The following is a 21,061-nucleotide window of genomic DNA, read 5'->3' on the forward strand; positions in this document are numbered from 1 at the left end:
TAAAATAGATTGGTGGAAACTGAATTTTTGAATATTTGCTAAGGAATATGGATATACTTCTGAATCGAATTTATCAATTTGTTTTTTTATCTCTTTACCAAACAGTAACAATCTTTCGAGAAAAAATAGAAAAAGAGTTTTAGGTTGATCGCTAATTGTCCATTGCGCTATTCTTTCTCCTTCTTTTAGTCCATTTTTCCAATTCTACAAACCAAAAAACGATACTTGAAAGCACCAGACAAATGGCTAATTCAGAGAATGTAAGTGCCTGAGTGTTGAAAATATTTTGTAAGAAAGGCAAATAAACTACTGCCAGCTGTAACCCAATTGTAATCAAAACGGCCATGATTAAGTGCATATTGCCAAAAATGCCTATGGTGAAGAGGGACTTAATATCACTCCGAATTGCCAAGGCATGTCCCATTTGTGAAATGCTAAGTACAGTAAAAACCATGGTTGCCCATTTTGAATTTTCATTGTGAATGGCCCAAGCTTGAACACCTAGACATACAGCCCCCACTAGCAGCCCAACCCAAAGAACATGGATCCCTATTCCTCCTGAAAAGATGCTTTCATCCGTCTTTCTGGGAGGTCTTTTTAGAATGTCATCTTCTGCCGGTTCGGAGGCAAAAGCCAATGCAGGAAGTCCATCAGAGACTAAATTAACCCATAAAATCTGAATGGGGATCAATGGGATGGGTAAACCAAAAAGAGGAGCTAAGAATATCGTCCAGATCTCTCCGCTATTGCCTGTCAGGATGTACTTTACAAACTTCCGGATGTTGTCAAAAATACGACGACCTTCACGGACGGCATGGATGATGGTGGCAAAATTATCATCCAAGAGAATCATGTCTGCAGCTTCTTTTGAGACATCTGTGCCGGTGATACCCATGGCGATACCTATGTCTGCACGTTTTAGGGCAGGGGCATCATTTACCCCGTCCCCGGTTACAGCCACGAAATGATCTCTGCTTTGCAAGGCTTTTACGATTTTTAGTTTTTGTTCAGGAGATACCCGGGCAAAAACTTTGATGGATTCAAGGTTGTCTTCAAATTCTTGTTCTGAAAGCGCTGAAAGCTCGCTGCCGGTGATAATTTTGTCGGATGGGTCCTGTAAAATGCCAGTAGTTTTGGCTATGGCCTTGGCCGTGACCGGATGATCACCTGTAAGCATAACAAGCCTAATTCCTGCAGCCTGACAGTTGGCGATGGCTTCAATGGCTTCTGCTCGAGGTGGGTCAATCATGGCTGCCAAGCCAATAAATTGCAAATTGCTTTCAAATTTATCTACTGATTTTTCTTCCGGTAATTTCTCTATTACCTTGACAGCATAGGCCAAAACCCGTTTGCCCTGCTCCGCAAAATTTTTGGTAACAGTATTGATTTCATTTCTGTTTTCAGCTTTGCATATCTCTAGAAGTTTCTCTACAGCTCCTTTAGTAACCACGATCCATTTTCCATTTATAGGGTAAACGGTAGTCATTTTTTTTCTTACGGAATCGAATGGAAATTCATGAGCCCGTTCAAATTCATTTTGCCAGGATGGGTTGTAGCCCTTGTTGTTTCGGGTATACTCCACCAAGGCTATTTCTGTGGGATCTCCCTTGAGTTGGTTTTGCTCTGCGGTGATCACATCGTGATTAAGCTCCATCGCTAACAACATTGTTTGGTCAGCCTCCAGGTTTTCGATGCCCTTGATCTCCGGGGAAATCCAACAATCGGATACCCTCATTTTATTTTGAGTAATGGTCCCTGTTTTGTCCGTACAGATATAACTAACCGAACCCAAGGTTTCTGCTGCAGGCAGCTTTCTGATCAAGGCATTTTTTTGTACCATGCGCTTTGCTCCTAAAGCCAAAGCAATGGTAATAACTGCCGGTAAAGCTTCAGGAATGGCTGCTACGGCTACTGAAATAGCAGTGAGTAACATTTGCACAGGCTCCTCTCCACGTAACCAACCGGCAATAAATAGGGCAACGCAGATACCAATAACGGCGAAAGATAACTTTTTGGCAAAATTGGCCAACCGCTTTTGCAAGGGTGTCCGGACTTTCTCTTCTTGTAAGAGTTGAGCAATTCTGCCTATCTCGGTATTCATTCCGGTGGCCACCACCACACCTTCTCCTCTGCCGGTGGTAATGACGGTGCTTTTATAGGCCATATTTACCCTGTCCCCTAAAGAGGGGTTTTCTAGGGTGATTTTTTTCGGGGATTTGTTGACAGCATGAGATTCTCCTGTGAGAGAAGCCTCCTCCACCTTCAAAGCATTTGATGCTGTGAGTCTTAGGTCTGCTGGTACGAGCATCCCTGCCTCAAGGATTATAATGTCCCCTGGAATTACTTCTGTTGCGGCCACCTGAGTAATGTGTCCTGCTCTTCGGATAGTGGCATGCAAGGAGGACATTTTATTCAATGCCTCCATGGCTTTTTCTGCTCGATATTCCTGCACAAAGCCGATAAGGGCATTCAGTAAAACGATGATTAAGATTACAATGGTGTCCTTGCTGTCTCCTACAAAATAGGAAATGGCTGCGGCCAAAAATAAAATAAAGATCATTACATCTTTAAATTGATGCAATATCACGCCAAAAACAGAAATCTTCTTTTTTTGAACCAGTTCGTTTTTTCCATATTTTAACTGCCTCTTTTCTACTTCTGTACGATCCAAACCATCCTTGGAAGTATTCAATTTTTTGTAGACTTCTGAAGTTGACAAATTGTGATAATTCATCTTCGAGTTTTTCATTAAGAGATCAGGTAGTAGTGCTGGTTTATAACGGGTTTATTTACGCAGGAATAAAATTAGAAGTTGTCAGTCGCCCAATAGGGCCGTTGCCATGATTAGCATGCTAAACGCCCTTATGTTTGGAATGATCTTCCCTTTAGCTTTCAATATAATTTAAAAAAACAACCGTTGCAAAGGTATGGTGAGCTGAATGCCTCTTCGATGCCAACCATTATTTATTAATTGTAAATCAAGGGGTAAAGATTGTTTTTGGTCAATCCTTAAACTGATTTTGCTCATTGAAAATTCTTTTTGATAAAAAGTTTTTATGGAGCTAAGATTAATAAAAACCTTAGATAGAGAAGTGAAGGTCAAAGGTCAAAAAATAGCACAATAGTAGGTGTTTACCGGTTTATTTCACAAAACTTGCTTTTCCAAAAGCGGAAGGAATATGAAAGTCAGGGCTGGATTTACGGGGTTTTATCCATGAATACCAGCTGACTTCTTTGGTTTTACTGCTTTTAAAATCTGCTCGGAAAACGCCAAGGTAAAAAGACTTGCTAATTTCTAAGCTCTCTAGTTCACGTAAAGAAATTCTGCCTTCCACCACATAACCTTTATCTGTCGTTGTTGTGGTCACTTCAATGCTATCAAAATCCCATTGATCATTGAATTTACGATAATGCTCTGCTGAATAATCGAGGATATTACCCTGGGGATCCATCTCTACGCAGTAATACTTGGTCAAGCTGCTATCGCTTGCAAAAAACAGTTCTACCCGATCACCACCGGCAACAGACAATTCCTTTTCAAAAGGTAATGTGACCAACGAATGGTCTTCCACCTGAAAAATAAAGTTAAAATAGTCTTGGGAAACAAATGCCTTAAACTTTGTCTGATCAGGGCTATCATTTTCCCAGGGGGCAATCAGATTATTTAAGTATATGGCTTGCATCCATTCTTCTTCCTCAGAAATGGCGTCCATATTGATCTCCTTCGCAGAAAATGGGATGGATAGACTTGTATGCGCAGATTTGGCACAGGAGGCCAAAATTAATGCCATTGAAAACGAAATAATAAACCGACAGAACATATGGATGAAATTTTAATCTGAATGTATTGGATTAATTAAAGGCCTATTTGGATTTTGGATCGACCATTTCTAATGAGTAATTGAGCTTGGATCGAATGGGCTTTTCTTCCTGATCGAGTAAGGTTAGTTTACCGTTTTTTTCTTGCTGAAAGCTTTTAAAAGGCAAGTTATTGTCATCCAAAAGTCTAATTGCCATGGCACCCGGGTTGTCCTCCAGACCATAGATTACCTCATATAGACCTGTGGTTTTGTAGTTTCTGTCACCATCTTTGGTCTCTAGGTAGGTTTCTGATAGTTCAAAAGATCGTTCTATTTTTTCCGGACTGTTTTCAAGTTTCAAATCCGTCTTAATGCCGGAGCAATCTGCACAGGGGAGTACTCCTGAGTAATTCATCCAGGTGGACCCGGTGCTTTCAAGTACAATTTCTTTGGTATTGTTATCGGTTGGTTCTCCGTCATATTTTTTCTCTTCGGAAGGGCTGTCGCAGGCAAAGGCAAATAGGGCGAGAATAAAAATAACTTGGTTTTTCATGAGGCTATATTTTGTCTATCCAGTAAGGTAAATTTTTAATGATGTCTTTAGTCATTTTAGGTAGGTCATATTCCTGTTGCCAGTTCCAATCATTTCTGGCATATTGATCGTCAATGGTTTGTGGCCAATTGGAAGCTATTTCTTGCCGGTAATCCGGCTGATATTTTATTTTAAAGTCCGGGAAATACATTTTCAATTCCTGGTATATTTCTTCCGGAGTAAAGCTCATCGCTGTCAGATTATAGCTAGACCGAACTGTGATGTGATCACTGGGGGCTTGCATCAGATCTATGGCGGCCTTTATGGCATCCGGCATATACATCATTGGTAATCGCGTGTCTTTTTCTAAAAAAGACCGAAAAACTTGTCCGGACAAGGCTTTATGAAAGATGTCTACGGCATAATCCGTGGTGCCTCCTCCGGGTTTTGCTTTGTACCCGATAAGCCCTGGAAACCTTAGGCTTCGCACATCCACATTGTGGTGGCTGTAATAATAATCGCACCACCTTTCACCAGCCATTTTTGAAATTCCATAAACGGTATTGGCTGTTTGGACGGCATCTTGAGCTGTATTTATTTTGGGGCTTTCTTTACCAAATACGGCAATAGATGAAGGCCAAAAAACCCTATCTAATTTTAGCTCTTTGGCCAAGTCCAATAATATCAATAAGCTGTCAATGTTCAATTTCCAGGCCAAAAGTGGTTTTTGTTCGGCGGTAGCGGATAAAATAGCGGCAAGGTGATAGACCTGAGTTATTTTTTCATTGATGATGGCATTTCTTAGACTGTTTTTGTCCATAACATCCAGCACCATGAATTGGCAAAATGAAAATTTTGCGGATGAATTTTGATTAATATCGGAAGCAATGATGGCCTCAGACCCATGGATTTCACAAAGTTTCTGTGTCAATTCAGTTCCCAGTTGGCCTGCAGCCCCTGTTACCAGTATTTTATTCATAGGGTTTATTTTGATTTGCTATGTCTCAATTGCCAATTTCAGAATTTTATTACAATAATGACACATTATTAGCTAAAAATCGTAAGTTTAAGTATAATTTAAACCCACTACCTAATTGCCTCATTAAACCCATTTTGGCGTATGTTTGACACTTTAAGAGATAAACTTCAAAAAGACCTGAATAACCTAAAAAATGAAGGGTTATACAAAAGTGAAAGGATCATTAAGTCTCCACAAGGGGCAAAGATTACCTTAGAAGACGGGAGTGAAGTATTGAATTTTTGTGCCAATAATTACCTTGGACTTTCTAGTCATCCCAAGGTGATCGAAGCAGCCAAGGCTGCCATTGATAGTCATGGTTATGGAATGTCTTCTGTCCGATTCATTTGTGGCACGCAGGATATCCATAAAATGTTGGAAGATAAGATCTCAAAATTTTTAGGCACAGAAGATACCATTCTGTATGCTGCTGCTTTTGATGCGAATGGGGGAGTGTTTGAACCAATTTTGGGAGCTGAAGATGCGATTATTTCAGATGCTTTAAATCATGCATCCATTATAGATGGGGTGAGATTGTGTAAAGCCATGCGCTTTAGGTACAAACACAACGATATGGAGGATCTGGAAGAGCAACTCAAATCGGCTGATCTTAAAGGAGCCAAGCATAAAATAATCGTAACAGATGGCGCTTTTTCAATGGATGGGACAATCGCTCAGCTGGATGAAATTGTTGAACTTGCAGAGAAATACAAAGCCTTGGTAATGTCTGATGAGTGTCATTCAACTGGTTTTATTGGGCAATCTGGTAGAGGGGTACATGAACTTAAGGGAGTAATGGGCAAGGTAGACATCATTACAGGAACCTTGGGTAAGGCTTTGGGCGGAGCCTCGGGAGGTTTTACCTCAGGTAGAAAAGAAATAATTGCAACCCTACGTCAAAAATCCAGACCTTATTTATTTTCCAATACCTTGGCACCTGCCATTACTGGTGCTTCTATAGCTATTTTTGATTTATTATCAGAAACCACCGCTTTAAGGGATAAGCTGGAAGAAAATACGATGTATTTTAGGGAGGGAATTCAAAAGGTTGGGTTTGCTATCAAAGAAGGGACACATCCGATTGTCCCCATTATGCTATACGATGCGCCAATGGCTCAGAAAATGGCCAGTGAATTGCTGGATAAGGGTATTTATGTCATTGGTTTTTATTATCCTGTAGTGCCAAAGGGACAAGCAAGAATCAGGGTGCAGTTGTCAGCCGCTCATGAGATAGCGGATCTTGACCGGGCTATTGAAGCATTTAGTGAGGTAGGGAAATCTCTGGGAGTTATTGAATAAAAAAAGTTTAAAGTTCAGAGATGCGTTTCAATTCAGCCATTTTTTCCGATTTTGTCAAGGGTTCAAACTTATCGTCAATTTCCTCTCCGGTTAAGTAATTGTTGATCATTTCCCTAACTTCCTGGAAAGAGAGGTTGTGCAAGATTTTTCCGTTTTTTGCCAATGAGACTTGTCCGGTTTCTTCGGAGACGATAAGGATCAATGAATCTGTGGCTTCGGACATACCTATAGCTGCCCTATGGCGAAGTCCAAATTGTGCAGGTACTTCTCTTTCTGTAACCGGGAGAATACACCTCGCCGCTTTTACCCTACCGTTAAAAATTATTACACCACCATCGTGAAGGGGGCTGTATTTGTTGAAAATAGAGACCAATAAGCGCTTTGAAACTACTGCATCAATTAAATCGCCGCTTTCTGCATAAAATTTCATTTCAGAATTTTTTGAAAGCACAATTAAGGCTCCGGTACTACTTCCAGATAAAGTTTTGGAAGCTTCAATAATTGGAGTAACATTGAATGCCTGGCTTTCTCTTTTCCGCCAGAATAATAATTCTTGCCATAAATTTTCATTAGAAAATATGGAAGATTTACCCACAATGAGGAGAAATTTCCTGATTTCCTGCTGGAACAAAATGATTGCGGCCAATACACCGACTCCCATAAATTGGCCTAAAATAATGGTAAGTAGCTCCATTTGAGCGGCACTTACAACCAAATAAATCAGATAAATGGAAAGAAAGCCTAAAAAAATCTTAATGGCCACACTTCCCCTCATCAATTTATAAACCTGATAAATCAGTATACTTACCAGTGTGATGTCTATAAGATTGACCAGAGAAATGTCTAGAAAACCTATTTTAAATAGTAAATTCAAGTATAGATTTGTTTATATATTTTTAAAGTTTCGTTTGCTTCTTTTACATCATGTACCCTTAAAATTTTGGCTCCGTTCATGAGGGCAGCCATATGTACGGCTGTAGTCCCATTTAACGCCTCTTCAGGGCTGGTTTTCAATAATTTATATATCATCGATTTTCTCGATGCTCCGATCAATAGTGGTAGCTTCAATGATTTAAAATAAGAAAAATTTTGAACAAGCCTGTAGTTTTGTTCCAATGTCTTAGAAAAACCAAGTCCAATATCAAGTATTACATCTTTTATGCCAGCTTTATGGCACTTTTCAATTTTTTTTGAAAAAAAATACCCAATATCTCTTTCTATGTCAGCATATTTGGAAAAGTTTTGCATCGTTTGAGGATCTCCTTTCATATGCATGCAAATGTAAGGAACTCCTAAACCACCTACTGTATCAAACATCTCCGAATCTAATCCACCTCCAGAGATGTCATTCACCATGTCAGCCCCTGCATTGACAGCTTCCTTGGCTACTTTGGCTCTAAAAGTATCAATAGAAATCAAAATGCCCGGAAACCTACCTTTTATATTTCTAATAACGTGAATTACTCTATTAAGTTCCTCTTTCTCTGAAACAGCAGCTGCCCCGGGTCTGGAACTATAGCCTCCGATGTCTAAAATAGCTGCGCCTTCCTCAATCATTCTGGCTGCCTTTTTTAAAACTTCCTGCGATTGCCCTGTCGTTCTGCTTTTGCCATAAAAAGAATCAGGAGTACTGTTGATAATCCCCATAATCCACGGCTTGTCCAAAGTATAAAGCTTTCCTTTGATTTGAAGTGTTATTTTTGGGGGAAATAAAGTATCTTCGAATTTATATATTGAATGTGAATTTTCTAACATAAAACACCGGTGCTTTGGAAACGCAAACCGCAAGCGAATATAATGAAGTTATTGGCCTTTGTAAAGAACTTTTTAAGAAGAAAACTCAGGATTATGGTACGGCATGGAGGATTTTGAGACTACCTTCCCTGACAGATCAAATTTTTATTAAAGCACAACGGATAAGATCCATTCAGGAGAAGGGTACACAGAAGGTAATGGACCCAATAAAGGATGAATTTATTGGGATTATTAACTATTGTCTCATAGCGCTTTTGCAAAATGATTTGCTTACTGATCCAAGGATGGAATTGTCCTTTGATGAACTAGAGCCAATTTATGATAAATGGGTAAAGGAAACCAAAGATCTTTTGGCCAATAAAAACCACGATTACGGAGAAGCTTGGAGAAGTATGCGGGTTTCGTCAATTACAGATATCATCTTAATGAAGCTGTACAGGGTAAAACAGATTGAGGACAATCAGGGACAAACAATTGTTTCTGAAGGAGTAGTGGCCAATTATCAAGACATGCTAAATTATGCTGTTTTCTGTATGATAAAATTAAATCAAAATGATAATTAAAACATTAGTCTTAATCTCTAGAATAATTGTTGGTGGGCTTTTTATTTTTTCAGGTCTTATCAAAGTAAATGATCCCGTGGGGACTTCCATTAAGATGGAGGAATATTTTGATGTATTCGCCACGGATATAGCTCCAATTTTTGAACACCTGAAAGCAATTTCTTTACCAATATCCGTTTTTTTGGTTGTGGTGGAAGTGGCTTTAGGCGTAATGCTTTTGGTTGGATGGAGATTAAAACGTGCCATTTTTCTTTTACTGGTAATGATTCTTTTCTTTACTTTTCTCACTTTTTATTCTGCTTATTTCAATAAAGTAACAGATTGTGGCTGCTTTGGTGATGCGATCAAACTTACTCCTTGGGAATCCTTTTATAAGGACATTGTATTGCTAGTGATGATTGTGTTTATGCTGGTCTTTAGAAAGCATTTGCCCATGGAATACAATGTATTTGGAAAATGGCTTACTATAGGTGCTTTTGTGCTGTCTTTGGTATTGGCTATTTATGCCATAAGAAATCTTCCCTTTATTGATTTCAGGGCCTTTAAAGAAGGCGTAAATATCTCCAAAGCCATGCAACCTTCAGCAGCTTTGGAATATTCTTACTTAATGGAAAAAGATGGGGAGCAGCTTGTATTTGATGAATATCCCAGTGATGAAAGTTTTACTTTCGTCGAAATGACTTTGAAGAACCCCGAAGTTTTACCAAAGATATCAGATTTTGCCATATGGAATGAGGCTGGTGATCATACAGAAGAAATACTTCAAGGAAAACAACTGTTGATTTTGTCTAGTAATATTGATAAAATGGCATTAACAGTAAGTGAACTGGATAGAATTAGTGCCTTGATTAATTCTTTTCAGGGAACAGACGTGAATGTACATTGGATAGCCGCATCTTCTGAAGAAAAGATGAATGAATATTTGCAGGAAAAAGGCCTTAGGGTAAGCTCCTATATGGCTGATGCTACGGTAGTCAAAACCATTATTAGGTCCAATCCCGGCTTGGTTTTTCTCCAGGAAGGAACTGTTCTTAAAAAGTTTCATTACCGAAATGCTCCAACACCTGAAATAGCTAAAACTATATTTTCCAAATAATGGATGCAAAGAAAATTGTATTGGTAGGAATGCCCGGGAGTGGGAAGTCTACTTTGGGAAATTCCCTCGCGCTAAAGTTAAATTGGCCTTTTTATGATTTGGATGATTTAATTGAAGCCAAGGCAGGGAAAGCAATTTCTGAAATCTTTTCCTCTAAAGGGGAAGGGTACTTTAGGAAATTGGAGACTGCAGTTTTGGAAGAAGTTCTTGATAAAAAGGAGACATTTGTTTTGGCAACAGGAGGCGGGGCACCTTGTTATAATGAAAACATGGCCCTGATCAATAAAAAAGGAGTTTCTGTGTATTTGGATGTTCCTTTAAATACTATTTTAGAACGGTTAACCAACACTCAAGTAGCCATAAGACCTTTGTTTGCCAGTCTGGATACTCCCCAGATTATACTCAAACTCAAAGACATGCATTCTCAGAGAAATGCCTATTATGAAAAGGCAAAAATAAAACTCAGGGGAGAAGACAGTTCCCCTGAGTTGTTGATAGCAAATTGGTTACCCTTGTTAGAAACTAAATCCTAGAGTAAGCATACCTGTAGTTCTATTGTTGTCAATGACCGCAAGATCAGCCCCCGGATAAGAGGAATAATAGCCATTAAACTTACTGTTAACCAATCCGAAATCTATGCTGAAACCGGACAATTTTACACCCACTCCTCCAGAAATTTGGCTGGTGCTTCGGTCAGTGTTACCCGGGTTAGCTAATGGGTCGCCATAATAAGCATAGCCTGCTCTTAGCCTGAATATGTCAAACCTAAACTCTCCTCCCAAGCTATAGTTGATCGTTTGACCGTATAAATCATTGATATCCTGGTTGTCCATTTCCGGGTTAAATACATTGGACCGGATGTTAGCGGAGCTATAGTCCAAGTAATTTACATCGGCGGTTATAAAACCATTTTTACCAAAGAAGTAGGTGAGACCACCACCCAATCGCATTGGGCTTCTTAAGTTATAGCTACTTACAAAAAGATCAGTTTGCGCATCAGATTCAGAAATGCTTCCAAATTCCGGATCCTGATAAGCGGGGTAAAAATTCGCAAAAATATCGGCATCGTATTCTTCATTGATTTGATACCAAGTTGGTGACTTGAAATTCAGTCCTACATTTAGCTGGTCCACGGGCTTGTAGATTACGCCCAGCCCAACATTAACACCTGTTCCACTCAAGTATAAGTTTTCTTGTAAAGAACTGAAAAGAGAAGTCTGGTTATTATCGTCAAAAAATTCCTCATTGTAGGTCTTGGTGGACCTGAAGGTTACGGAGTTGATTCCAAGTGAAGCTCCGACAAACAATTTGTTCTTATAATTACCACCGTAGGAAAAATTAATCTCGGACATGGATCCTTCATTTTCTACCTTTTCCATTTTCTCTAAAGCCAGGGTAGCGTTGGGCACATAATCATAACCGTCATCTACCGGGTTGATAAGAAAGGCTTCAAAAAACAAACCGTCTGTTCCACCCGGAACGCCAAAATTATTGTAGTCCTCTACGTAATAATCAAGGATAGAGCCTTGATCCAGTTGATTTGAGAAATAACCAAAATCATTATTATAAGTAGCTTGTCTATTGATGCTGATACCAAAAGAACCTCCTCTCCAGTCCCCTACTTCAAGGGGGGCTTTAGCCTTGCTGATGACTACCCCAAGATTTGGTATGGAAAAATTGGTTGCATTAAAGTTTTCTGACTGGTTCAGTAATGATGTGGCTGCATTCCAATCACTATAAGCAGCGGTGAAACTGAACTCTGAATTTTGGTAAAATCCTAATCCTGCAGGATTGTTATGTATATTGCTTATATCACCACCAAGGGAATTACTTGTTCCTCCGAGCGCACTAATTCTTGCCGTTCCGGTGGACCCGAATTGGCTAAATCGCAAAGCGTCTTCAGCATATCCGCTTTGGGCCTTTGTCTCACTAATATGTAAGGCAAGCAAAGCAGATAAAGATAAAATCAATTTAAATCCTTTCATGTCAATTCTATTAAATGCTTGTTTTTGTTTTAATCCTAATTAGATCTAGTAGCATGTCATGAGGCTACCAAATCTCCAAGTAGGTATTGAATTATGTAGCGATACTATCCAAACGGAAATTGCCACAATTAGGTTAGGTAAAACGTTATTTCAAGTGCAAGTATTTAGGTGATTGGGTATAGATGAAAATGACTTTGAATCATAAGGTGGAATTCAAAGAATAAAAAATAATTGAATGAAAATGGGGAATTGCAAATGTAAAAAAAGAGGGAATTAATTCCCTCTTCTGCTACTGCTACTACTACCAACACTTCTAGATGATCCTCCTGAGCTTCTTGGAGCGCTATAGGAAGATGAAGAACGTGATGGTGAAGAATAGGTGCTTGATCTGCTAGGACTGGTAGACCTTCGATAGGTTGAAGAATTAGTCCTCGTACTTCTGGTTCTGTTATAAGAAGGCGAAGAACTTCTTGAATTAGACCTTGAAGTTCCGTACTGAGACCTGCTACTACTAGACGAGCCACTGTAAGTTCTTGATCTGCTGTTAGAAGGTGCTGTAGACCTATAAGTGCTGTTTGTATTTCTGCTTGTACCGTAGCTGCTTCTAGAAGAAGTGTTTCCTGACCTGTTCATGGCAGGGCTATTGATATTTCTCCTTGAAGGAGCTGCAGATGCTGCGTTATAATAGTCGTTCTGAGACCTGCTAAAAGCGTTCCTAGTAGCATTTGATCTGTTTCTAGAAATAGCGCTTGAGCTATTTGACATGGCATCTCTTCTTGCAGAGGCTCTGGAAGCACTTGGGTTAGCAATGCTCCTACTTCTACTAGAGGTTGTAGCATTGGAAAGTGAAGAAGATCTATAAGGTCTTGCTCCCTGTACAATATTTCTCCTATTGCCTTCAGCTCCTCCAGGTAAAACGACTACTGTTGGGTAATAACCCAAACCACGTCCATAATAGCCAAATCCAGAACGTAGTCCGTAAGCCATGTAAGGATCATAAAAGCCAAAACCATTGCCATAGAAGGGCCTTCCGAAACCAAATCCCAAAGACATACCAAACCTTGGCATCAAACCAAAGCCTGAGTTGAAACCAAATCCAGGACCAAAGAAAGGATCATACATACCTAACCCTCCAAAACCGTAATAGGGGTTGTACATGCTTCTCATCATCATGGAAGAAATTCCAAATCCCATCATTGGGTTCATAAAATAATTATTGGTAACAGACCCACTTCCATTGAAGTTGGAATAATTGTCGTATGCATTTATATTGGGATCATCCGTACCAAATTCAGATTGTCCTTCCGAATCATCAAAATATACAGTTGATTCCTCTGCAGCTGGTACAGCTGAACTTTGATATTTAGCTATGTATTCCGGGTTTACATTTTTGGCGGAAAAATTTTGCACTTCACCGTCAATATCACGGATTTGTTCAATTTCCTTAAAGTTTTCCGGATTATTATTACTTACAGCATATTCAGTTGCAATTCTTGCATCTGATGCCATAAAGTACAAGTTGTCGACTTCCCCACCCATATTGCTGGCTTGGTAGCTGGTGCTACAGGCTGCTAGGCCTAAAATCGCAAATGCACCCACTGTCCGAATTGGATTAAAATTAATCATATTGATATTTAGTTTATTCCTCACCTACTATATACGGGGATATTGCAAGAGGGTTATCATTTTTTAATTTATATTTGTCACAAATCACGATTCTAAGATAAAGAGTTTTTTTATTACAACAAAGAAATAATAATGAGTAAAGGTTTACCGAAACGTAGTGAGGATTATTCCCTGTGGTACAATGAATTGGTTAAAAGAGCAGACTTGGCTGAAAATAGTGCCGTCAGGGGCTGTATGGTGATTAAACCATACGGGTTTAGCATATGGGAAAAAATGCAGGCAGAGTTGGATCGAATGTTTAAAAAAACCGGACACACCAATGCTTATTTTCCATTGTTTATACCCAAATCGTATCTATCCAAGGAGGCGAGTCATGTAGAGGGTTTTGCCAAGGAGTGCGCAGTGGTCACTCATTATCGCTTGAAAACAGATGAGTCAGGCAAAGGGGTTATTGTAGATCCAGAGGCCAAACTTGAGGAAGAATTAATCGTGAGGCCTACCTCCGAGACGGTAATTTGGAGTACTTATAAAAACTGGATTCAATCGTACAGAGATCTGCCTTTACTTATAAATCAGTGGGCCAATGTGGTTCGGTGGGAAATGAGAACACGACTGTTTCTTAGGACTGCAGAGTTTTTGTGGCAAGAAGGACATACAGCCCATGCTACCAAGAAAGAAGCCGAGCAGGAGACATTGCAGATGATGAACGTGTATGCAGATTTTGCAGAGCGGTTCATGGCCATGCCTGTAATCAAAGGAGTGAAAAGTGAAAGCGAAAAATTTGCAGGTGCTGAATCGACTTATTGTATTGAGGCCATGATGCAGGATGGAAAAGCCCTTCAGGCAGGTACATCCCATTTTCTTGGACAAAATTTCGCGAAGGCTTTTGATGTAAAGTTTGCTACTAAAGAAGGTGGCCTGGATCATGTTTGGGGTACAAGTTGGGGGGTGAGTACCCGATTGATGGGAGCCTTAATCATGGCTCACTCCGATGACAGGGGTTTGGTATTGCCTCCAAAGTTGGCGCCTATCCAAGTAGTAATCGTTCCTATTTTTAAGAGTGAGGAAGAACTTGCCGAGATTAGGGCAAAAGCACTGGAAATAGTGGATCAACTGGATGAAATTGGAATTTCAGTGAAGTTTGACGATAGGGATACTTACAAGCCCGGGTGGAAGTTTGCGGAATACGAGCTTAAAGGAGTGCCTTTGAGGCTGGGTATTGGTCCAAGGGATCTCAAAAATAAAACAGTAGAAATGGCCCGTAGGGACGATTTTTCTAAAACCTTGGTGAATTTTGAGAAAGAGGATTTGATTGGTAAAATCAAAGAAACACTCGATGAAATTCAATCCGGTATTTATCAAAAAGCCAAAACTTTCACAGAGGAAAAAACAACGGAAGTAGACAGTTGGGATGATTTTGTTGAAACCTTGAACAATAAAGGAGGGTTTGTTTCTGCTCACTGGGATGGTACAGCTGAAACTGAAGAAAAAATTAAAGAAAAGACAAAAGCTACCATTCGATGCATACCTCTAGACCAGGTGGCAGAAGATGGGGAGTGTATACTCACGGGAAAACCTTCTAAAGGCCGGGTGTTATTCGCCAAAGCTTATTGAGGTATTAAATAAAGATAAGATTTTAGTTGATCTTTAAAGATTGGCTTTATTTTACAGGGTTTTGACAAAAGTGCAACCATCAGCTATTTTGTCAAAACCCATTATTTTATCCCCTGCGCTACATTAAACTTCCTCAATAAATTATTAATTAACCATTTATAATTATCAATTAACAATTATTAATTAACAATTATTAATTATCAATTCGAAATTAACAATTAACCATTAATAATTAACCATTAATAATTACTCATCTACAATTAACCATGAACTTTTTTGGTTAAAACTACGGAAAGGCAAATGATTCATTTCATAAGGCTTTCTATTGTTGTGAAATCTTGTAATTTTACAGAAAGCTTACCGAAACAAGTAGGGTTTGGCTTGTTAAAATGTAATTCATGGATTGGTTGATACTAATAAGTTTAATTGTTTTCGGCGCACTTTTGATAATGCTGGAAGTTATTTTTGTTCCCGGAACAACAATCGTTGGCATATTAGGCTTGGTCTTTACTGCACTTGGCATTTATCACGCATTCAGTAATTTTTCGGTCACCATTGCTTACGGCGTACTTTTTGCCTCAGGGATCATAAATACCGGTTTCATTATATACGGGTTTAAATCCGGTGTTTGGGATCGGTTTGCCTTGAAGAATACGGTTGAAGGAAGAACATATGATGACCGTTTACTTGGTCTTGAAGTTGGTCAACAAGGAGAAACGATTTCAGACTGTAAACCTTATGGAAAAATAATGATTGGGGATAAAATATATGAGGCCAAATCTCAAGGAGGCTTTATTTCCTCTAAGACAAACATTACCATTACTAAAATTGAAAACAATAAAATCATCATAAAACCTTAAATCATGGATATTTCAAATTCAGTATTAATATTGGTTGCAGCTTTTGGCGGGCTAATAATATTCTTTATTTTCCTCTATTTTGTTCCTGTAAATCTTTGGATTACAGCCATCTTTTCAAATGTGAAGGTTGGCCTTTTGGAATTAGTAGGCATGCGCATTAGGAAAGTGCCACCGGGTGTGATTGTCAATTCTTTGATTACAGCTACCAAAGCTGGCTTAAACCTTACCACCAATGATCTGGAAACACACTTTCTTGCCGGAGGTAATGTACCCAATGTGATAAGGGCTTTGATCTCTGCAGACAAAGCCAATATCAGTCTTTCATTTAAACAAGCTACGGCCATAGACCTGGCAGGTAGAGATGTTTTTGAGGCGGTACAAATTTCTGTTAACCCGAAAGTGATTAATACCCCCAATGTAGCGGCTGTTGCTGCTGATGGAATCCAGCTTATCGCCAAAGCACGAGTTACGGTGCGGGCAAATATCGCGCAGCTTGTAGGTGGAGCAGGAGAGGAAACCATCTTGGCAAGGGTAGGTGAGGGAATAGTTACCTCTATCGGTTCTGCTCAGAACCATAAAAGTGTATTGGAAAATCCTGATAAGATCTCAAAACTTGTATTGGAGAGAGGTCTGGATGCAGGGACGGCTTTTGAAATTTTATCGATCGATATTGCTGATATAGATGTGGGTTCAAATATTGGAGCGAAACTTCAAATTGACCAGGCCACTGCAGATCTTAAAGTTGCCGAAGCACGGGCCGAAGAAAGAAGAGCAATGGCCGTGGCTTTGGAGCAGGAGATGAAAGCCAAAAATGTGGAAATGAGAGCCAAAGTTACTGAAGCTGAATCTGAAGTTCCAAAAGCGATTGCCGATGCCTTCAGAACAGGTAATCTAGGTGTAATGGATTATTATAAAATGGAAAATGTGAAGTCGGATACCAGTATGAGGGATTCAATAGCCAAATCCGATGAAAACAAATCCTCGGATAGATCCCGGGGTAATGATAAAAACAAATAAAAAAAGGGGGCATCATGCCCCTTTTTTTTGTTTTCTTCTTTTTTTCAATTCTTTTTTACTCAATATTTCAGGTACCTTCTCTGTCTTACTTTTTGCCAAAACCTTGTTGTTTTTCTCATCAAAGAGAATTGTGTTATAAAAGAGGGGCAGCTCAAAATCACCATTTTCTTTTATCACTCCGTATTTATCTCCTTTTCGAACAAGTATTTTGTCTTTTGCTTCTCTTCTAATTTCCTCATAAATAGGATTGCTAATGATGGTTCCGTCAGGTTTAGCTAGCCCAAAGAGACCATTGTTCTCCAGAAGGTAATAGCCATTCGTAGTTCTGCTAATTCTTTGACAAGGACCTTCTTCAAGCATTGAAGTTCCATTTACATTGATCAGGTCATATTTACCCTCCGCCTGGACAATTGCTACCCCGTCTTTGAAGGCTCCTGCGGAGTTATAAGCATATGGAATGACCAATGCTTGATGATGATCGATATACCCCCATTTGGTGCCCATTTTTACACTGGCCATGCCCTCAGAGAAAACTGAAACTTGGTCAAACTTTGGGGCCACTAGTGTGTCACCACTGGCATTGATAAAACCAAATCCATCTCCGATTTTGGCACCATAGGCACCTTCATTTCCCGGGAATATCCCCGTGGCGGTTTTATTGGGTTTTACTTCCCATTGTCCTTCTTTATTCAATAGACCGGTAGTTCCATCCCTAAAATGCACATTGAAGTAACTTCCCGATTTCCTTACGGAATCCATCCCTACAATATCCAGCAGGATACCGTCATTTTTCATTATCCGCCTTAACTTACCATGAATGTATTCTACCATCACCTCGTTTTCTATGCTGATTCGGTGAAAGCTATTGTAACGAATGTCAGCACTTGTAGACAAGGCGTTGATCAGTAAGTATTCATTGCTGTTTTTGGCGTAGAAATAGTTTTCTTCTAGATGGGTCAATTCATCTATTACCGGCTTTAGGATGTACTTTCCTTCCGTGTTTATTAAGCCAAACCCGGATGCTTCCTTAGCTACAATTACATCCGTGGAAGGATCTGTAAGAGAGATAAACCTGTGGTCAGGATTCTCTGAAAGGGGTAAGCTATATGTCCCGTCACTATTTTTTGCGATTACTTGTCCGTTTTTTGCAATCCTGGCTGAGCTGAATTTTCCAATAGAATTGGTAGCTCTTTTGCCTCTGTTATAAACAAAAAACTCCTCCCCTTTCCTTCCGAGTAATAATGTATAATAAGATTGGATTTCATCGTAGACAGCTGGTAAAACCTGTTCGCCATATTCGTGTAAAGCTCCATATTTTTCATTATTTTCAATGATAATCCATGGTTCTAGAAATTGGTAAAGCGAAGCACCTTCAATATTTGTAAAGGGTTCATAATTTGCATCTAAAAAAGCCAAGTTGTTTTCGGAAACATTGATTCTAAGGCTGTTACCAAGTAGGAATATTTCACCTTCAGCAAGTTTTTTTTCCAAATGAAAGTTGTTGTCAAAAACTTCCCAGGTTTGGGAATAAGCCCAGCTTAAATTTAATAAGGTAAACAGGAAAGGAATAAAAAATTTCAATAGGTGTAATTTGCGCATTTTAACTCAATTTATGGGTGAAAGTAAAAAGAAATTGCAGCTTTCACAATAAAAGGAATAAGGCATTTAGTCTGCCTTTTAAAAAAGTAAATATTCTATTGAGAAGGGATGTATTTAATGATTGGCTTTTTTAGCTTCTTCTTTTTCTAAGTCAAAAAGATCATTGATGATATCAATCATTTCCTCCGCTTGATCGCGTTTGCAGGCGGCTCTCAGTTGTACCACAGGTACTTTTAGGATTTTCTGCATCATGCTTTTGGTAATCTTATCAATAATCTCAAATTGTTGACCATCAGCATCAACCTTTTTAAGGTATCTTTCTAGCTCTTCTTTTCGGATTTGCTCCAAGCTATTCTTAAGCTTATTGATGGTAGGTGAAACCATCATTTCTTTTTTCCAATCGTAAAATTCTTTGATGCTTTCTACGATGATGTTTTCCACCTGAGGAATGGCGGCTTTTCTTTTGCTTAAAGTTTCTGTGGCCTTGCTTCGAATATTGTCCACATTGTATAACAAGACTCCGGGAAGATCTTCTACAGCTGTTTCTATACTTCTTGGAACAGAAAGATCCACAAGTAATTTATAACTTTTTATATTGAATTGGCTGATTAAGGCTTTGCTTATTAATGGTTCCGGCATAGCTACTGAAGAAATAATTACATCAGCATCTTCCATAGCTTCAAAGCATTTTTCGAAGGGAATGGCTTCAAAATTATACTCAGTAGCCAGTTCCTTGGCTTTAGAGAAAGTACGATTGGCGATTTTAATCTGAGCATCTCCTAAGTAAACCAGGTTCTTGGCAACATCCTCTCCAATTTCTCCCAAACCAACCAAAAGTACTCTGGGTTGGTGGGTATTGGAAGTGAGTTCTTCGATTAATTCCACTGCTGCATAGGAAACAGAGGCAGCCCCATCCCTAAAAGCCGTTTCTTGAACGACTTTTTTGTTGGTAAAGAAAATGGTGTGCATCAATCGGTGAAGGAAAGGTCCGGCCATGTCCATGTCTACCGCTGTCTGGTAGGAACGTTTTACCTGATTTGATATTTGCATATCACCGATTACCTGGGCTTCTAATCCCATGGCCACCCTGAATAAATGGGAAATAGCGGATTTGTCATCTTGGTAGATGTCAAAATACTCCAGATAAGAGATGGTGTCTACCAAGCCTTTTTCAAGGCCTACCAGTTTAATGATTTCTGTGGATAGGTCTAGCTCGTGACTGTAATAGATCTCGGTTCGATTACAGGTAGATAAAATTAAGGTGTCTGTCAAACTGAAAAACTCTCTCAATTTACCCAAAAGCGAGCGTACTGCTCCTTCATCCAAAGAAACTAATTCCCGGATTGCTACAGGGGCATTTTTAAATGAGAGACTTAAAGCTTTAAACTTTGACTGCATAGCAACAACTTTCAGCTACAAATTTATTATAGAATTGGGACGAAATGAATTAATTCATCAAAGGGAATTTAATTTATAATGCTTCTAAATAAAATGCGCCATTTTTTCACTCCTCATACAACAATGCATTTTTTTGGAATAACATTCCATAATTGTTAATTTATGTTGACAAAGACATAGAAGATGCTAGAAAAATGGTTTTATCGGCTTAAATCTTATTTGGGATTCACGCGAAGGGAAATGCGGGGCTTCGTTTTTGTAATACCTACTCTCGGCTTACTGTATGCGGTACCTTATTTTATTGAAAGGTATAATCGTTCAGTTTCACGAGCGATGTACATGAAATACATCGCTGAGAATAAGGCCTTTTTTTCTTCGAAATCCACTTTTTCTCAAGTTTCACAGGAAGAAAAGTCAAAACAACCCCAAAAAGAGGAGAGGAAAGAAGGCGCCAATGTTGCTGGCCCTAGGCTTACAAAGCCTTCCCAACCAGTATTTAATCAATTAAGCTTTCCTGAAGTTTCGGCCATAGAATTACAAATGGTGCAGGGCGTAGGGCCGGTGTTGTCAGCGAGAATCAGTGAGTACCGAGCGAATTTAGGCGGATTTCATAGGCCTGAGCAACTTTTAGAAGTGTATGGAGTTGATGAAGCACTGGCTGAAAAAATTTATTCAACTTTCGTTTTTGAGCCAAGAATAACCAGCAAAATTAATATCAATCAAGCTGATTTTAAACAGTTGATTCAGCATCCATACATAGATTATGGGGCTACCAAAGTCATTTTGGCCTATCGAAATCAGCATGGAGCATTTGGGTCGGCAGAGGATTTATTAAAGATCAAGATTTTTAATCGGCCTTGGGTGGATAGGGTAGCTCCCTATCTTAGTTTCTGATTTTA

The 21,061-nt window shown here is 39.2% G+C and carries 18 protein-coding genes; 8 read left to right on the forward strand and 10 right to left on the reverse strand.

From position 1 onward, the window contains the following. Positions 1–151: 151 nt before the first annotated feature. The 4 genes from ACYVHJ_RS18155 to ACYVHJ_RS18170 all read right to left on the reverse strand — a co-directional run bounded on the left by ACYVHJ_RS18155 (position 152) and on the right by ACYVHJ_RS18170 (position 5,311). Positions 152–2,734 (reverse strand): cation-translocating P-type ATPase, encoded by a 2,583-nt coding sequence (locus ACYVHJ_RS18155; RefSeq protein WP_460517655.1) that lies wholly within the window; start codon positions 2,732–2,734, stop codon positions 152–154. A 406-nt stretch (positions 2,735–3,140) separates the two neighbouring features. Further along, on the reverse strand, positions 3,141–3,791 hold the full coding sequence (locus ACYVHJ_RS18160; RefSeq protein ID WP_460517658.1) for a DOMON domain-containing protein: 651 nt from the start codon (positions 3,789–3,791) through the stop codon (positions 3,141–3,143). A 73-nt stretch (positions 3,792–3,864) separates the two neighbouring features. After that, positions 3,865–4,353 (reverse strand): copper resistance protein NlpE N-terminal domain-containing protein, encoded by a 489-nt coding sequence (locus ACYVHJ_RS18165; RefSeq protein WP_460517661.1) that lies wholly within the window; start codon positions 4,351–4,353, stop codon positions 3,865–3,867. A gap of 4 nt (positions 4,354–4,357) precedes the next feature. Continuing rightward, on the reverse strand, positions 4,358–5,311 hold the full coding sequence (locus tag ACYVHJ_RS18170) for a Rossmann-fold NAD(P)-binding domain-containing protein (RefSeq protein WP_460517664.1): 954 nt from the start codon (positions 5,309–5,311) through the stop codon (positions 4,358–4,360). Between the two features lie 141 nt (positions 5,312–5,452). Between ACYVHJ_RS18170 and kbl the strand changes: the two genes are divergently transcribed. Continuing rightward, the gene (gene kbl / locus ACYVHJ_RS18175) at positions 5,453–6,649 is read left to right on the forward strand and encodes a PLP-dependent aspartate aminotransferase family protein (RefSeq protein ID WP_460517667.1); all 1,197 of its coding nucleotides are present in this window, start codon (positions 5,453–5,455) and stop codon (positions 6,647–6,649) included. 7 nt (positions 6,650–6,656) lie between these two features. Here kbl and cdaA read toward each other — a convergent pair whose 3' ends face one another. Both cdaA and folP read right to left on the reverse strand, forming a co-directional pair. Continuing rightward, on the reverse strand, positions 6,657–7,523 hold the full coding sequence (gene cdaA, locus ACYVHJ_RS18180) for a diadenylate cyclase (RefSeq protein ID WP_460517670.1): 867 nt from the start codon (positions 7,521–7,523) through the stop codon (positions 6,657–6,659). Next, positions 7,520–8,404, reverse strand: coding sequence for a dihydropteroate synthase (folP, locus tag ACYVHJ_RS18185; protein WP_339902653.1), 885 nt, complete (start codon positions 8,402–8,404; stop codon positions 7,520–7,522). Before folP ends, cdaA begins: the two co-directional genes overlap by 4 nt. A gap of 14 nt (positions 8,405–8,418) precedes the next feature. Between folP and ACYVHJ_RS18190 the strand changes: the two genes are divergently transcribed. The 3 genes from ACYVHJ_RS18190 to ACYVHJ_RS18200 are packed head-to-tail and all read left to right on the forward strand — an operon-like array spanning position 8,419 to position 10,596. Beyond that, complete coding sequence (locus ACYVHJ_RS18190) at positions 8,419–8,967, forward strand: DUF1599 domain-containing protein (protein ID WP_339902654.1); 549 nt, start codon at positions 8,419–8,421, stop codon at positions 8,965–8,967. Then, positions 8,957–10,063: a DoxX family protein gene (locus tag ACYVHJ_RS18195; protein WP_460517674.1), complete on the forward strand. Its 1,107-nt coding sequence runs from the start codon at positions 8,957–8,959 to the stop codon at positions 10,061–10,063. Before ACYVHJ_RS18190 ends, ACYVHJ_RS18195 begins: the two co-directional genes overlap by 11 nt. Continuing rightward, the gene (locus tag ACYVHJ_RS18200) at positions 10,063–10,596 is read left to right on the forward strand and encodes a shikimate kinase (protein WP_460517677.1); all 534 of its coding nucleotides are present in this window, start codon (positions 10,063–10,065) and stop codon (positions 10,594–10,596) included. Before ACYVHJ_RS18195 ends, ACYVHJ_RS18200 begins: the two co-directional genes overlap by 1 nt. On the opposite strand, the gene ACYVHJ_RS18205 is transcribed toward ACYVHJ_RS18200, so the two are convergent. Next, complete coding sequence (locus ACYVHJ_RS18205; protein WP_460517680.1) at positions 10,579–12,048, reverse strand: OmpP1/FadL family transporter; 1,470 nt, start codon at positions 12,046–12,048, stop codon at positions 10,579–10,581. The genes ACYVHJ_RS18200 and ACYVHJ_RS18205 overlap by 18 nt on opposite strands. Positions 12,049–12,321: 273 nt before the next feature. Then, on the reverse strand, positions 12,322–13,674 hold the full coding sequence (locus tag ACYVHJ_RS18210) for a hypothetical protein (protein ID WP_460517683.1): 1,353 nt from the start codon (positions 13,672–13,674) through the stop codon (positions 12,322–12,324). 132 nt (positions 13,675–13,806) lie between these two features. On the opposite strand from ACYVHJ_RS18210, the gene proS reads away from it, so the two are divergent. The 3 genes from proS (at position 13,807) to floA (ending at position 17,165) form a co-directional block, all read left to right on the forward strand. Continuing rightward, complete coding sequence (gene proS, locus ACYVHJ_RS18215) at positions 13,807–15,288, forward strand: proline--tRNA ligase (RefSeq protein ID WP_339906042.1); 1,482 nt, start codon at positions 13,807–13,809, stop codon at positions 15,286–15,288. Between the two features lie 398 nt (positions 15,289–15,686). Then, the gene (locus ACYVHJ_RS18220; RefSeq protein WP_339906242.1) at positions 15,687–16,148 is read left to right on the forward strand and encodes an NfeD family protein; all 462 of its coding nucleotides are present in this window, start codon (positions 15,687–15,689) and stop codon (positions 16,146–16,148) included. A 3-nt stretch (positions 16,149–16,151) separates the two neighbouring features. Next, complete coding sequence (gene floA, locus ACYVHJ_RS18225) at positions 16,152–17,165, forward strand: flotillin-like FloA family protein (RefSeq protein WP_460517686.1); 1,014 nt, start codon at positions 16,152–16,154, stop codon at positions 17,163–17,165. Between the two features lie 12 nt (positions 17,166–17,177). Here the strand turns inward: floA and ACYVHJ_RS18230 are convergent, their stop codons facing one another. Together ACYVHJ_RS18230 and hemA are read right to left on the reverse strand one after the other, a co-directional pair. Further along, a complete protein-coding gene (locus ACYVHJ_RS18230; protein WP_460517689.1) occupies positions 17,178–18,764 on the reverse strand; it encodes a WG repeat-containing protein in 1,587 nt (528 codons plus the stop codon). Positions 18,765–18,878: 114 nt separating this feature from the next. Further along, positions 18,879–20,162, reverse strand: a complete 1,284-nt coding sequence (gene hemA / locus ACYVHJ_RS18235; RefSeq protein ID WP_339904520.1) for a glutamyl-tRNA reductase — start codon at positions 20,160–20,162, stop codon at positions 18,879–18,881. Positions 20,163–20,345: 183 nt separating this feature from the next. On the opposite strand from hemA, the gene ACYVHJ_RS18240 reads away from it, so the two are divergent. Next, positions 20,346–21,056 (forward strand): ComEA family DNA-binding protein, encoded by a 711-nt coding sequence (locus tag ACYVHJ_RS18240; RefSeq protein WP_460517692.1) that lies wholly within the window; start codon positions 20,346–20,348, stop codon positions 21,054–21,056. Positions 21,057–21,061 lie beyond the last annotated feature (5 nt).

The organism is Cyclobacterium sediminis (genome assembly GCF_054781075.1).